This is a genomic window from Pseudomonas sp. NUPR-002, assembly GCF_056322725.1.
Map to the genome: position 1 here is coordinate 1,362,014 of NZ_CM150476.1, position 13,965 is coordinate 1,375,978.

The 13,965-nt window shown below is 58.9% G+C and carries 11 protein-coding genes; 5 read left to right on the forward strand and 6 right to left on the reverse strand.

Going from position 1 to position 13,965, the window contains the following annotated elements; all coding sequences use genetic code 11:
- Positions 1-101: 101 nt before the first annotated feature.
- Together ACVWSC_RS06365 and ACVWSC_RS06370 are read left to right on the forward strand one after the other, a co-directional pair.
- A complete protein-coding gene (locus ACVWSC_RS06365; protein ID WP_442112477.1) occupies positions 102-1,424 on the forward strand; it encodes an OprD family porin in 1,323 nt (440 codons plus the stop codon).
- 98 nt (positions 1,425-1,522) lie between these two features.
- Positions 1,523-1,729 carry a hypothetical protein gene (locus ACVWSC_RS06370; RefSeq protein WP_442112478.1) on the forward strand — a complete coding sequence of 69 codons (207 nt, stop codon included), beginning with the start codon at positions 1,523-1,525 and terminating at the stop codon, positions 1,727-1,729.
- Between the two features lie 188 nt (positions 1,730-1,917).
- On the opposite strand, the gene cmoB is transcribed toward ACVWSC_RS06370, so the two are convergent.
- From cmoB to ACVWSC_RS06385, 3 genes are all read right to left on the reverse strand, one after another.
- On the reverse strand, positions 1,918-2,874 hold the full coding sequence (gene cmoB, locus ACVWSC_RS06375; protein ID WP_442112479.1) for a tRNA 5-methoxyuridine(34)/uridine 5-oxyacetic acid(34) synthase CmoB: 957 nt from the start codon (positions 2,872-2,874) through the stop codon (positions 1,918-1,920).
- The gene (gene cmoA, locus ACVWSC_RS06380; RefSeq protein WP_442112480.1) at positions 2,871-3,614 is read right to left on the reverse strand and encodes a carboxy-S-adenosyl-L-methionine synthase CmoA; all 744 of its coding nucleotides are present in this window, start codon (positions 3,612-3,614) and stop codon (positions 2,871-2,873) included. Before cmoA ends, cmoB begins: the two co-directional genes overlap by 4 nt.
- 84 nt (positions 3,615-3,698) lie before the next feature.
- Positions 3,699-4,097, reverse strand: a complete 399-nt coding sequence (locus ACVWSC_RS06385) for a protease inhibitor I42 family protein (RefSeq protein ID WP_442112481.1) — start codon at positions 4,095-4,097, stop codon at positions 3,699-3,701.
- 122 nt (positions 4,098-4,219) lie between these two features.
- Between ACVWSC_RS06385 and ACVWSC_RS06390 the strand changes: the two genes are divergently transcribed.
- From ACVWSC_RS06390 to ACVWSC_RS06400, 3 genes are all read left to right on the forward strand, one after another.
- Positions 4,220-5,383, forward strand: a complete 1,164-nt coding sequence (locus tag ACVWSC_RS06390; RefSeq protein WP_442112482.1) for an alpha-xenorhabdolysin family binary toxin subunit A — start codon at positions 4,220-4,222, stop codon at positions 5,381-5,383.
- A gap of 10 nt (positions 5,384-5,393) precedes the next feature.
- The gene (locus ACVWSC_RS06395; protein WP_442112483.1) at positions 5,394-6,404 is read left to right on the forward strand and encodes an alpha-xenorhabdolysin family binary toxin subunit B; all 1,011 of its coding nucleotides are present in this window, start codon (positions 5,394-5,396) and stop codon (positions 6,402-6,404) included.
- 153 nt (positions 6,405-6,557) lie between these two features.
- A complete protein-coding gene (locus ACVWSC_RS06400; protein WP_442112484.1) occupies positions 6,558-7,493 on the forward strand; it encodes a hypothetical protein in 936 nt (311 codons plus the stop codon).
- Positions 7,494-7,560: 67 nt separating this feature from the next.
- Here ACVWSC_RS06400 and lon read toward each other — a convergent pair whose 3' ends face one another.
- The 3 genes from lon to ACVWSC_RS06415 all read right to left on the reverse strand — a co-directional run bounded on the left by lon (position 7,561) and on the right by ACVWSC_RS06415 (position 13,893).
- The gene (lon, locus tag ACVWSC_RS06405) at positions 7,561-9,984 is read right to left on the reverse strand and encodes an endopeptidase La (RefSeq protein WP_442112485.1); all 2,424 of its coding nucleotides are present in this window, start codon (positions 9,982-9,984) and stop codon (positions 7,561-7,563) included.
- A 129-nt stretch (positions 9,985-10,113) separates the two neighbouring features.
- Entirely contained in the window at positions 10,114-12,522 is a 2,409-nt protein-coding gene (locus ACVWSC_RS06410) for a glucose/quinate/shikimate family membrane-bound PQQ-dependent dehydrogenase (RefSeq protein ID WP_442112486.1), read from the reverse strand.
- 30 nt (positions 12,523-12,552) lie between these two features.
- On the reverse strand, positions 12,553-13,893 hold the full coding sequence (locus tag ACVWSC_RS06415; RefSeq protein ID WP_442112487.1) for a carbohydrate porin: 1,341 nt from the start codon (positions 13,891-13,893) through the stop codon (positions 12,553-12,555).
- Between the last annotated feature and the right edge of the window lie 72 nt (positions 13,894-13,965).

Here is a 13,965-nt window from a genome sequence, read left to right on the forward strand (position 1 = left end):
TTTCCCGCTCATCTTCGAGTTATTCAGCCCTTGTCAGGATACCCACGGCGGCCGCATCAGCGGCCGTTGTGCGTATTACGGCGAATAATCAGGAGTTGAAGATGGGGAATAAAACCACAGCCTGTGTAACCGGTGTGCTGGCCCTGGCCAGCTGTGCGGTCAGTAATGCCGCCACGCAGCCTCAGGGCTTTATCGAAGACAGCAGCCTGACGCTGCTCAGTCGTAACTTTTACTTCAATCGCGACTATCGCAAGGGCGAGGTATCACCGACTGGCAAGGCTGGTTATGCCGAGGCCTGGGCCCAGGCGTTCATCGCCCGTTTCCAGTCAGGTTATACCCAGGGCACCGTCGGCTTCGGCCTGGACGCCCATGCCATGCTGGCGCTGCAGCTCGACAGCGGTGACGGCCGCAGTGGCGGGCGCAGTTCGTTCGATATGCTCCCGGTCGACAGTGAGGGGCACACCGCCAATAACTTCAGCAAGCTCGGTGGCGCCGTCAAGGCGCGCCTGTTCGACACCGAAATCAAAGTCGGCGATGTGTTCCCCACCACCCCTGTGGTGCACTTTGGCGACTCGCGCTTACTACCGGAAAGCTTCAGCGGCTGGACCCTTGAGAACACCACGCTGGAAGGCCTGACGGTGCAGGGCGGTCGCCTGCATGCGATGAGCCAGCCACTGTCGAGCAACAACCGCGATGGCTTTGAGACCTTTTATGCCGGCCCGGTCGACTCGCCCTGGCTGGGTTACTTCGGGGGCGATTACCAGGCCACTGATAACCTGAGCCTGAGCCTCTACAGCAGCCGCCTGAAAGATGCCTGGGACCAGTATTACGCCGGGGTCAGCTACCAGTATCCGATTTCCGAACAGCTCAGTGCCTTCACCAGCTTCAACTACTACAAGGCCAAAGACCAGGGCAAGCAACTGCTGGACAGCTTCGACACCGATATCTGGAGTGCGCGGGTCGGCTTCACCTACGGCGCCCACACCCTGGCCTTGTCGCACCAGCGCAACCAGGGTGACAACGATTTTGACTACCTGCGTCAGGCCGATTCGATCTACCTCGACAACTCGATCCAGTACAGCGACTTCAACTCGCCCAAGGAGCGTTCGTGGATGCTGCGCTATGACCTGAACATGGCCAGCTATGGCGTGCCGGGGCTGACCTTCATGACCCGATACGGGCGCGGCAGTGACATTGATTATTCCGACGCCAACTCGGTGTACATGCGCCGTGACGACGCGGGCAACCCGCTGACCGATCAGAAGCGCTGGGAGCGGGATATCGAGGCGAAGTATGTGGTGCAGGAGGGGACCTTCAAAGACCTGTCGTTGCGCGTGCGTCAGGCCACGACGCGGGCGACGGCGTTTGAGTCTGACCTGGACGAGGTGCGTCTGATTGTCGAGTACCCGCTGACCCTGCTGTAGGGCCTTTCTTGCAACACTGTAATGTCCGCCTCACCTTGTCGTTAGCTTGGCCTACGTAAGATTGAACTGTACTGAAATTCAATCACGAGGTGAGCAACATGAGCCTGATCAAGTATGTGTTGATGGGTGTTCTGGCCCTGGGAAGCGGTGCCGCGCTGGCTGAAGGCGGCTCGGAGCGTTCGAAACAGTTCTGGGAGAAGTTTCGCCTGAGCCAGGAGCAGATCCACGGCAAGAAAGATCAGGCGGTTGCTACTTCCGAGGCGCAGAAGCGCAGTGATGCTCAGCAGCAGGTGGCTAAAGAGTAGCTCCATTCACCTTGGTAGCTCCCCGCTCCTTTGGTAAAGGTGAATTTTCGGCGCCCAGATGGGCGCCTTTTTTTTGGGCTCTTCACGGATTGGCTTTGAGGGCTGTGGGCAATTATCCAATTGCTGTGGTGGCACCACTGGCCCCTGCATCCGGCCCTGCCGGTGGGAGCGGGCTTGCCCCGCGATGGCTATTTGCGTGCTACCAACACCGCACGCCGCGGCGCTGGCAGCCCTTCGATGGTACGGCTGTGGTCGTTCGGGTCGAGGAAGTCGCTGAGCGACTGATAACGCATCCACTCGGTGCTGCGCTGCTCTTCAACGCTGGTGACACTGACATCGACGCAACGCACATCACTGAAGCCGGCACGCCGCAGCCAACGCTCCAGCGCCGGTACCGACGGCAGGAACCAGACATTGCGCATCTGTGCATAGCGGTCTTCAGGGACCAGCACCTGATGTTCGTCGCCTTCTACAACCAGGGTTTCCAGCACCAGTTCACCGCCTTTGACCAGGCAATCCTTGAGCGCCAGCAGGTGCTCGATCGGCGAGCGGCGGTGGTAGAACACGCCCATGGAAAACACTGTGTCGAAGCCTTCAAGGTTGGCCGGCAGGTCTTCCAGGGCGAAGGGCAGGTGCCAGGCCGGCAGCTCCGGCAGGTAGCGCTGCACGGCCTGGAACTGGCAGAAGAACAGCCAGTTGGGGTCGACACCAATTACGCTGTCGGCACCGGCACCGAGCATGCGCCACTGGTAGTAGCCGTTGCCGCAGCCGACATCGAGAATGCGCTTGCCCTTGAGGTCCAGGTGCGGGGCGACCCGTGACCATTTCCAGTCTGAACGCCATTCGGTATCGACGTGCACGCCGAACAGATCGAACGGGCCCTTGCGCCAGGGCGACAAGCCCATCAGCGCCTGGCGCATGCGCTCGCGGGTGTCCTGGTCGCAGTCGCAATCAAGGTTCAGGCCATTGACCAGATCGATCTGGCTGGGGAGCAGGGCGGGCAGCGCGTCGAGGGCATTCTGCCAACGCTCCAGGTCACCGTGACCTTTCTCCATTTTCGCGTCGAGTTGCGCTTGCAGGCCTTGCGACCATTGCGCCAGGGGAGTGCCCGCCAGGCGGCGGACCAGAGGGGAAAGATCAATCATGGCAGGGCAATCAACGAGGCAAAGTTAAGGCATTGGAACCACGGCGCGACTTTTGAGAAACCAGCGGCCAGCAGGCGCTCGCGGTGTTCTTCAAGGCTGTCGGGCTTCATCACGTTTTCGATGGCGCTGCGCTTCTGGGCAATTTCCAGTTCGCTGTAGCCATTGGCGCGTTTGAAGGTAACGTGCAGGTCAGTGAGCAGTGCGTGTTCTTCGGGGTCGTTGAAACGCAGTTTCTCCGAGAGGATCAGCGCGCCACCGGGCAACAACGATGCACGGATGCGAGCGAGCAATTGCTGGCGCTGTTCGGGGGCGATGAACTGTAAGGTGAAGTTCATCGCCACCACCGAGGCCGGCTGGAAATCCAGGGCGAGGATATCGCCTTCGATCACCTCGACCGGCAGCAGCTCCTGGAACATCGAGTCCTGGGCCGTGAGGTATTGCCGGCAGCGCTCGACCATGGCTGCCGAGTTGTCGACGGCAATCACCCGGCAACCGTCGCTGCGCACATGGCGGCGCAGGGCTTGGGTCACGGCGCCCAGCGAGCTGCCGAGGTCATACAGGGCGGTGTTGGGCTGTGCAAACTGAGCTGCCAGTACACCGAGGTTTTCGACAATGGTCGGGTAACCGGGCACCGAGCGCTTGATCATGTCCGGAAACACCCGCACCACGTCTTCGTTGAAGGCGAAGTCGGGCACCTGGCCAAGCGGCTGGGCGAATAGGCGATCGGGTTCTTTGCTCACGGGGCAGTCCAGGCGTTGGGCAGTAAAAGGCGGGCATTTTAGCCAAACCGCTCAGTAGATGCATGGTTTGGCTGACCAGCGCAGTTACTTCACGCTGATCACACAGTCGAAGGTCTGCACCGGGCGTACTTCCGGGGCCCAGGGTTGTTGGTACACCAATAGCAAATGCCCTTCACCTGCGGCCTGCGCCTGGAAGCGCCACACCGATTGACCGGCGCTGCCCACTACCCCAGCGTCCTCCGGATGGCTGTACACCTCTGGCCCCAGGCTACGCAGAACGCCTGCCGCCGGATTCTGCACCAGCCAACGATACCCAGTGCTGGGGTTGCTGGGCAGGGTCAAGGTCAGGGTTTGGCCGGTTTCCAGGCGCACAGGGCATTGGCTGAGTTTTTCCAGGACCAGGTTTTCCGGGCGTTCTGGGGTTTGTGAACACGCGGCCAGAAGGGGCAAGCCTAGGGCTAACAACTTGTAGTTGATGTTCATCGACAATCCAGTGGTTCAGGTGGGGATCGGCTTTCAGGAAAACCTGCCCTCTGCAGGGCAAAACCCAGCGCTATTAGTTTGAAGGTCCCGGGCCGTTCTGGCCTATCTGGAGGGACGTGAGCATGAATGATACACAAACTGATTTTGAAACATTGCAGAGCGAGGCTGAAGATCTACCAAAGGCTCTGATTCAGGGGATGGCTCAGCGTGATGGCCCGAATGAAGGCGGCTTGACCCTGACGCGCGAACATATCGTCACCCTAAACCAGTACGCCAATCACGTGTTCAGCCTGCCTGTTGAACAAGCGGAAGTCATTCATTGGTTAGGCTATTCCACCATCGCCGAACCGGACTTGATGCCAGCCAGAATGGCTGAAATGCATCGCCGCTTGCAGGAACATGGGCATCGTTGGACGTCACTGTCCGATAACAGCAAAACACTTGGTTTTCAGTTGGCTACTCATGCCAACAGCATCAATACCACGGGTAACGAGGTGCTGCAGCTTCTCGAAGCGACCAAGACACTGGGCAAGAAGAAGGAGGTATGGGAGACCATTCATTTCGAGCAGCCCATCAGCCTGGGTGCAGACGATAAGCATACCGTCCTGAATCTTGTCGATTACCTGCAAGTGCTGCGTGGTGACGTAGATAGGTTTGCTGAACGCGTACAGACCGTTGGTGATGAGGCCAAACAGTTTCGCGATCAGGCGCGTGAATCGCTGATCCCTTCGGTTGTGAAGAAAACCGAAGCCATCAAGCGACAGCAAGCCAGTGGCCTGACACAGGAGCTGCGTGACGATCTGGCAGAGATCGACAAGGAAATTACCAGGCTTGAAGCCGAGTATGACCAGTATGTCAAAGCGGCGTTGAGTGGTCTGGCAGCCGGCGTGTTGGGTGTTGTGATTACCGGATCAATTTATGGTTCAAAGGCAGAGAAAGCCCGCAAACGCCGCAATGAGTATCAGCAGCGCCGCCGTGAGGTAAGCCAGCAACTGAAAGCCGCCGTCAGGTTGGAGGGACTGGTGGAAGAATTGAGTACGCAGATGGGGCAAATGGAAACACGGCTGCGTGATGTTGTAACGGCTTCCGCTCACTTGCACTCTGCCTGGGCGCTTATTGGTAATTATATTGATGCTTCGATTGAGCAACTCGGTCGAATTGAGTCGAATCAGCAGTTATTTAAGTTTGCAATATTTTTCAAGCGCTTTATCAGTCAGTGGGGCGATATTGAAAGGTTCGCCAAGCACATGAATAAAGTATTTGACGACACTATCGCAGCAAAATGAGGGGCAGGAAATGAATGACAATGTTGCTGTGCTTAATACGGCTTTGCAAAAACCTGATATGACTAAAGTTCTGGCTGCAGCCAGTGCATATGCTGCGTTCTGGGAAAAGAATACCTTTGAGTTTTTACCGCTGCTGCATACCTCGATAGAACGGCATTACAAAGGATTTGTTAAGTATTTTGACGACTTTTCAAAACTTGCCGGAGACCTCGCTACCAGCATCAAGTCTGAACGTGTGGAAGAGTCACTTAGTGCACTTCAGGGGGCAGCGATCGATCAAGATGAGAGGGACTTTTACTTTGAAGAGGTCCAGCGCGCCGCAGGCGTTATTGGTAAAAAACTGGATGTACTGCTAGTGAGTGTCGAGGACTCTACAACGTCGATTGCCAGCCTCCCGGTTTATGACGTGGAGCGCGACCGCGTTAATTATGCGCAGACTCATGAACGCTTGAACAACGCCTTGCAACTGCTCGACAGCACGCTGGCCAGTAAGCGAAATGAACTGGCAGAGCTGGAAAAAGCGATTGCGGTGCTTGAGGCAAATGGCATTGAAAGCCAGTTCGAAGGCCAACTGCCAAGCGTTGAGCAAATTCAGGGGCTGGTGACTCAAGGCGCCACTACCGCAGGCGCGGCCATTGCGATCGAACAAGCCCTGGAGGCAGTGAATAAAATCCTTGGCGGTCTACAGGATGGACTGCGCTATTCACAGCTCCAAGATCAGCGTCGTGCACTGCAGGCTCATGTGCAGGACATGGTCGTCCAGCAGCGCGAACAGCAACAACTCGAACGCCAGGCACGCAGCAATATCGAGGCGCTTGAAGCCTATCTGCCGTTGGTTGCTATGCGTGCAGAATGGCTGGCTGAGAAAAGTAAAATCTATATTCAAATTAAAAATGAACGTAACAAGCTAGGTGCTATTTCGCTGAATGATGTAGAACATGTTCAGGCGTTGATCAGGCTGTTGCTGGGCTTGGTCGAATACGCACAGCATATCGTTAGCGTCTATCGCGAAGCATTCTAATGTCTCTCGGGTGTCGGCTTGCTTGCCGGTGCCCGGGATTGGTTTTTTTTCTAGTGTGGTGGATGTAATAAAAAAGCATTAGGTTGAATAAATATGGTCGTGTACGTGGATGCTAACTGGCAAGTGTGTTCTTCAGGTCTGCCAGGAGATTTTTTGAAACTGATGGATGAAAGCCTGGATACAGGGGCAATGACCTTGTCATCTGCGCATATAAGCAGCCTGAACCAGTATGTATGTGCTGTACGCAAATTACCGCAGTCAACTCAGGATTTGCTGCGCTGGTTGGGTTCAGCTGCAGGGAAAGTTGAAATAATAGTGTTGATTGGCGTGATGTCGAGCAGCCCCCAGCTAAGTCCGGATAATATTCTTTCTTTTATTCGTAACGTGAAGGCGCACGCCAACCGTTGGCAGCCGCTCTTCGCAAAAAATCTGCAACTGGCAATGGCGTTGACCGAGACTGCCGGAAAAATAAGTATGATCGGCCCCGTCATTCTAGAAGTATGCTCAAAAACCAAAGCATTGGGTAAACGACGAGAAGCCTGGGATGAACTGTTAGTTGATACATTGACCCCGCTCAGCCCGGAAGATAAGCAGATCATTTCAACCTTGCCCAAGCAGGTGATCGCGCTCAAGCGCTTGGTGTCCGAGTATGACAGGCAGGTCGAGCATGTGCGCGATGAATGCACGGGGTTTCGCGATGACGCCAGGACGCAATTGGTGCCTGCGGCAGTGAAAATCCTGCAGGCGCTGGACAAGCTCAGAGGGCCGACGAGCAAAGATTTCAGCACTACCACAATGGCGAAAATAGCATTGAAAACGCGCATTGCCGAGCTGTCAGATCCGCTACGGACGCTGGAACAAATGCTCAGAGAGGTGCTGACGGCTTCTTCACATTTTCATTCGGCCTGGCAGAGCTTTGATAGTTACATCGACGCTTCGCAGGATAAAATTCAGGAAATCACCAGCCAGCAGCAGTTGGCGTTTTTCGCGATTTACTTCAGCCAGTTTCTCGGGTTGTGGCGTGACATCGAGCAAAGTACCAAGCAGATGACAGACAAACTGTCTTCGTTGCAGTTGTCTGCGGCATGAAAGGGTTCGCCAGGTTGAGATAAACCTGATGCGAGCTTTGCCGGCCCGCATACAGGTTCAAGCGATCTCAGCCGAACAGTACCTTTGCCACATCACCAAAGCGTTTGGCGAAATGCACGCTCAGGCCTTCCTTGAGGTAGTCAGGCAGCTCTTCGAAGTCGCCGCGGTTGGCTTCCGGCAAGATCAGTTCGAAGATCTTCTGCCGCCGTGCAGCAATCACCTTCTCTCGCACCCCGCCAATGGGCAGCACTTGCCCGGTCAGGGTCAGTTCGCCGGTCATCGCCACGCCTTTCTTCGGTGCCTGGTCGCGGGCCAGGGACAGCAGGGCGCTGGCCATGGTGATCCCGGCACTTGGGCCATCTTTCGGGGTGGCGCCTTCGGGCACATGCAGGTGGATAAAGGCTTCGTTGAAGAATGCCGGTTCGCCTCCGTACTTCTTGAGGTTGGCACTGACATAGCTGTAGGCGATTTCGGCCGACTCCTTCATTACATCGCCCAGTTGCCCGGTCAGTTTGAAACCGCGGTTGAGGGTGTGAATGCGCGTGGCTTCGATCGGCAGGGTGGCGCCGCCCATGCTGGTCCAGGCAAGGCCGGTGATCACGCCTTTGCCCGACAGCACCTGTTCACTGCGGAACACCGGCATGCCCAGCGAAGCTTCCAGATCCTTGGTGCCGATCTTGATTTTCGCCTCGGGGTTTTCCAGCAGTTGCATCACCGCCTTGCGCACCAGTTTGCCCAGTTGCTTTTCCAACTGGCGCACACCGGCTTCACGCGCATAGCCTTCGATCACGGTGCGCAGTGCGCCATCGCTGATACTCAGGCTGGACTTGGCAACCCCGGCTTTTTCCAGCTGTTTTGGCCACAGGTGACGCTTGGCGATGGCGAGTTTTTCTTCAGTGATGTAGCCGGACAGGCGAATCACTTCCATACGGTCGAGCAACGGCCCGGGGATCGAGTCGAGGGTGTTGGCGGTGCACACGAACAGCACTTTCGACAGGTCCAGGCGCAGGTCCAGGTAATGGTCGAGGAAGTCGACGTTCTGCTCGGGGTCGAGGGTTTCCAGCAAGGCCGAGGCGGGGTCGCCTTGGTAGCTCTGGCCCATTTTGTCGATCTCGTCGAGCATGATCACCGGGTTCATCACTTCGACGTCTTTGAGTGCTTGTACCAGTTTGCCGGGCTGGGCGCCGATGTAGGTGCGCCGGTGGCCTTTGATTTCCGCCTCGTCACGCATACCGCCAACACTGAAGCGATAGAACGGACGCCCCAGGGACTGGGCGATGGACTTGCCGATACTGGTTTTACCCACCCCAGGCGGGCCGACCAGCAACACAATCGAACCGCTGATCTCGCCTTTCCAGGCGCCGATAGCGAGGAACTCAAGAATCCGGTCCTTGATGTCGTCGAGCCCGGCATGGTGCTGGTCGAGGACCTTGCGTGCGTGCTTGAGGTCGAGCTTGTCCTTGCCGTAGACGCCCCAGGGCAGGGCGGTGGCCCAGTCCAGGTAGTTGCGGGTGACGGCGTATTCCGGTGAGCCGGTTTCCAGAATCGCCAGTTTGCCCATTTCTTCGTCGATACGCTTTTTCGTCGCGGCCGGCAGGGTTTTGCCTTCCAGGCGCTGTTGGAACTGCTCCAGGTCGGCGCTGCGATCGTCTTTGGTCAGCCCCAGTTCCTGCTGGATGACCTTGAGCTGTTCCTTGAGGAAGAACTCGCGCTGATGCTCACCGATCTGGCGGTTCACCTCGGCGGAGATTTCATTTTGCAGGTGAGCGACTTCGACCTCTTTGCGCAGCATCGGCAGGACTTTCTCCATGCGCTTGAGCATGGGCACACAGTCGAGCACTTCTTGCAGCTGATTGCCGGTGGCCGAGGTCAGTGCTGCGGCGAAGTCGGTCAGAGGTGACGGATCGTTGGGACTGAAGCGGTTGAGGTAGTTCTTCAGTTCTTCGCTGTACAGCGGGTTGAGCGGCAACAGTTCCTTGATCGCGTTGATCAGGGCCATGCCATAGGCCTTGACCTCATCGGTCGGCTCGCTCGGCTGGTGCGGGTATTCGACCTCCACCAGGTAAGGCGGGCGATGGTGTTTGAGCCAGGTACGGATGCGCACTCGGGTCAGGCCCTGGGCGACAAACTGCAGCTTGCCGTTTTCGCGGCTGGCGTGGTGAACCTTGACCAGGGTGCCGTACAGCGGCAAGGCCGAGGTGTCGAAATGGCGGTGATCTTCGGGCGGGGTGTCCATGAAGAACAGCGCCAGGGAGTGGTGCGGGGTTTTGGCTACCAGATCCAGGGTTTCGGCCCAGGGTTCTTCGTTAACGATGACCGGCAGCACTTGCGCCGGGAAGAACGGGCGGTTGTGAATCGGGATGACATAAACCTTGTCCGGCAGTTGCTGGCCGGGCAGGGCGAGATGATGGCCGGTGTGTCGGGAAGCTTCAGGGTGCTCGACTTCGGCGTGGTCCTCGGGATGTTCGGGTAGATCCTGCTGATCGCTCATGGGGCACCTGTGCAAATGACTATGGTGCTTAGATGGGGCGGCTTTCTGGTGGTTTCAATGGTTGGGCAGATCGCGGGGCAAGCCCGCTCCTACAAACGCCTGTAGGAGCGGGCTTGCCCCGCGATGAATTTACTCAGCCAATTTGTAAGCGATTACGTAATCGCCCATTTTGGTTCCCAGCGAACCATGGCCACCGGCGGTAACCAGCACGTACTGCTTGCCGTCCTTGCCGGTGTAGGTCATCGGCGTGGCCTGGCCACCTGCTGGCAGGCGCGATTTCCACAGCTCTTTGCCGGTGTTGCTGTCGTAAGCACGCAGGTACTGATCCAGGGTGCCACTGAGGAAACCCAGGCCACCCGCGGTGACGATCGAGCCACCCATGCTCGGTACGCCAATCGGCAGGCCGATCGGAATCGGCGAACTGTCGCGGCTGGTGCCGTTCTTGTGTTTCCACACCACCTGGTTGGTGGTCAGGTCGATACCGGCCACATAGCCCCAGGCCGGGGCCTGGCAGGGCACGCCCAGCGGCGACATGAACGGGTGCATGATCACCGCATACGGCGCACCGGTGTTGGGTTGCACGCCGCTGGTCTCACTCTCGCGCTTGCTGCCCGCCGCCACTTCTGCGCGCGGTACCATCTTCGAGACGAAGGCCATGTAGTTCGGCGAGGTGAACAGCATTTGCCGCACCGGATCGACCGAGACGCTGCCCCAGTTGAAGACACCGACGTTACCTGGGTACACCAGGCTGCCCTGCAGCGACGGCGGGGTGTACTGGCCTTCATAGCGCAGCTCGCGGAACTGGATGCGGCAGAGCATCTGGTCGAACGGGCTGGCGCCCCACATGGCTTGTTCGGTCAGGTCCGGGCCGAGCAGGTTGAGGTCGGAGCGGGCCTGGGTCGGGGCCGTGTGGTCGCCTTCAACGGCGCCTTGCGGGGCCGGGATTTCGCGGATCGGCACGATCGGCGTGCCGTCACGACGGTCGAGCACGTACAGGCTGCCCTGTTTGGTCGGGGCGATCAGCGCCGGTTTCACGCCGTCAGCGGTTTTCAGGTCGAGCAGGGTCGGCTGGCTGCCGACGTCCATGTCCCACAGGTCGTGGTGGGTGAACTGGTAGTTCCAGCGCACTTTGCCATTGGTCAGGTCGAGGGCAACGATGCCCGCGCTGAACTTCTCGGCGCCCGGGGTGCGGTCGGCGCCCCACTGGTCCGGAGTCTGGTTGCCCAGCGGCAGGAAGACCATGCCGAGTTTTTCATCGACACTGGCCAGCGACCACATGTTCGCCGAGTTGCGGCTGTAGGTCTTGCCTGGCGCCAGTGGTGCGGTGTCGTCCGGGTTGTTGCTGTCCCAGTTCCATACCAGGCGGCCATCGTGTACGTCATAGGCGCGGATCACCCCGGACGGCTCGTTGGTCGACTCGTTATCGGTAACATGGCCGCCGATGATCACCAGTTCGCGGGTAATCGCTGCAGGTGAAGTGGAGTAGTAACCGCCGGCCGTGAACGGGCCGATACCTGTGGTCAGGTCGATCACACCCTGGTTGCCGAAACCTTCACAGACCTTGCCGGTGTCGGCGTTCAGGGCAATCAGACGCGCATCGGCAGTAGGCAGGTAGAGGCGGCGCGGGCAGGCGCGGGCGACGATCTGGCCGGCGTCGGAGATTTTCGGTGCCGGGCTGCCGTCGACGCTGAGGTAGTTGTTCTCGTCGTAGTACGAGACACCGCGGCAGGTCATGTGGGCAAAGCCCTTGAAGCCGGTCGGGCTTTTGATCTGCGGGTCGAAACGCCAGATTTCGGCGCCGGTGTCCGGGTCCAGGGCCAGCACTTTGCTGTGCGCGGTGCAGGCATAGAGCATGCCGTTGACCTTGAGCGGGGTGTTCTGGTTGGTCAGCTCGACCGGGTCGTTGTCGGTCGGCAGGTCACCGGTACGGATACGCCAGGCTTCCTGCAGTTTATGCACGTTGTCCGGGGTGATCTGGCGCAGCGGCGAATAGCGGTCGCCGAATTCGGTACGACCGTAGGCTTGCCACTCGCCATCGGGCATCTGCGGCGCGGTGCTGCTCAGGCCGGTGCTGTCGCGACCCAGCTTGCCTTTGATTTCACCCGGGTGAGTGAATTGGCTGGCCACGGCGGTGGCACCCGACAGGACCACGGCCAGGCTGAGCAGCGCCGGGTTGATTTTCGACGGGTTGCCCAGCAGCGGGCGACGCGCCCAAGGCAGCAGCAGGACCACACCGAGGGCGAACCACAGCGCCAGACGTGGCACCAGTTGCCACCAGTCCAGGCCGACTTCCCACAGCGCCCACAGGGTGCTGCCCAGCAACACCAAGCCGTACAGGCCCAGGCCATGGCGACGCAGGGCAATCAGGAGGATGCCGGACAGGGCGAAGCCGATACCGGCAATCAGGTAATACAGCGAGCCGCCGAGCTGGCTCAACTTGATGCCGCCCGCCAGTAGGGCCAAGCCCATCAGCAGCAACAGCACGCCAATCAGGCGCGGCAGCCAGCGGGTTCTACTCAAGGCACCTTCTGTGCTCATCGTATGTTCTCCGTAAGGTGGAAGGGGTGATTAAAAACTGCTCTGAATCTTGATCCCGCCGATCAGCGCGTCGTCGACCTGGCTCACGCCACCGGGGTGGCGGATGTACTGCAGGTTCGGGCGCACGGTCAGCCAGTCCGCCAGGTGAATGCCGTAATACAGCTCGGCGCTGTACTCGGTGTCCTGGATCGGACGGAACAGGGGATCGTTGTAGTCGCTGACGCCGTTGGCCTGATTGAGCGCTTTGGCGTTCTTGCGATAGGCAGGGTTGACGTGCACGCGGGCCAGGGCGAAGCCGATATCGTCCTGCGCGCGGGCGTCGAAGGGCCCCTTGTACACCACACCTGCCGAAACATAGTTGTCGATGGCATTGGTCTTCTTGTCGTGCACCGTGGCGTTGGCGAACACACTCAGGCCACGGGAGTGGTCGGAAGCCTGCGACGTAACCTGCTGCTGGGCGCCGAGCCAGAAACCATGTTTGCTCGAACTGCTGCGATAAGCCTGGCCGCTCAGCGCTGCCGGTTGGTCGTTGCTGTCTTTGTAAACGTCGGTTGCGTTGGCATTACTGTAGTAGTAACCCGCGCGATATTCCCCTTTCAGGCCATTGAGCGCCGGGCTCCAGACCAACTCGACGGGTATCACGGCACCCTGGGTGCCGCTGCCGCTGAGCTTGAAGCCGTTGTCACGGTCCAGGTTCGAAGGGTTTTGCTCGAAAGCGCCGATTTGCGCATACAGCTCGGGTGTGAGGTTGTATTTGACCCGCAGGGCCCACTGGCTGACGGGCCAGTTGTACCAGATGTCACCGGCCCAGTTGCCCACCTGGGATCCGCAGAACGCCAGGTTCTGGAAGTCGCAGGGGAAGCTGTTGAAGTCTTCACCCTGACCGAAGCGGCCGAATTTCACATCCAGGGCACCGTCGAAGTACTTCTGCTTGATCCACATCTGGGTCAGCCGCCAGGTTTGGCCGCGGCCCCAGACTTCCTGCGCCGAGGTAAAACCGCCGACCCGTGGGTCGTTGATCCGGTCGTTGCTGATGTTGTCACCGTGGCGCTCGGTCACGGTGAGCTGGAACTCAGCGTCGTGCCAGCCAAGAATTTTTTGCAGGTCCAGGTGTGTGCCGAGCGCGAACTGGCCGCTGTAGCGCGCAGTTTCGTCGTCGTCATACCCGCCGTGCAGGTTGGCACCCATTTCGCCGGTGTAGCCGAGGGTGAAGTCGTAGCCGCGCTCGGCCAGTCCGCTGCGCGTACCACCCCAGTCGCCGAGCATCCAGGGGGAGTCGCTGGCAAAGGGCGCGGCGGCTTGGGCGCTGGGGGCCAGGCAAGTGAAGGCCAACAGGGCGGGGAATAGGCGAGAACGATGAATCTGAGGCATGAGATAGCGCTATCTTTTGATTATTGAAAAACGGCAAGCGCGCCGGATCCTGAGGAACTTCGGCGAAAAGGC

Excerpts from the sequence above, each read along its gene's own strand:
- ACVWSC_RS06365 (WP_442112477.1), top strand. The coding sequence starts at position 102 with ATGGGGAATAAAACCACAGCCTGTGTAACCGGTGTGCTGGCCCTGGCC.
- ACVWSC_RS06370 (WP_442112478.1), top strand. The coding sequence starts at position 1,523 with ATGAGCCTGATCAAGTATGTGTTGATGGGTGTTCTGGCCCTGGGAAGC.
- cmoB (WP_442112479.1), bottom strand. The coding sequence starts at position 2,874 with ATGATTGATCTTTCCCCTCTGGTCCGCCGCCTGGCGGGCACTCCCCTG.
- ACVWSC_RS06385 (WP_442112481.1), bottom strand. The coding sequence starts at position 4,097 with ATGAACATCAACTACAAGTTGTTAGCCCTAGGCTTGCCCCTTCTGGCC.
- ACVWSC_RS06390 (WP_442112482.1), top strand. The coding sequence starts at position 4,220 with ATGAATGATACACAAACTGATTTTGAAACATTGCAGAGCGAGGCTGAA.
- ACVWSC_RS06395 (WP_442112483.1), top strand. The coding sequence starts at position 5,394 with ATGAATGACAATGTTGCTGTGCTTAATACGGCTTTGCAAAAACCTGAT.
- lon (WP_442112485.1), bottom strand. The coding sequence starts at position 9,984 with ATGAGCGATCAGCAGGATCTACCCGAACATCCCGAGGACCACGCCGAA.
- ACVWSC_RS06410 (WP_442112486.1), bottom strand. The coding sequence starts at position 12,522 with ATGAGCACAGAAGGTGCCTTGAGTAGAACCCGCTGGCTGCCGCGCCTG.
- ACVWSC_RS06415 (WP_442112487.1), bottom strand. The coding sequence starts at position 13,893 with ATGCCTCAGATTCATCGTTCTCGCCTATTCCCCGCCCTGTTGGCCTTC.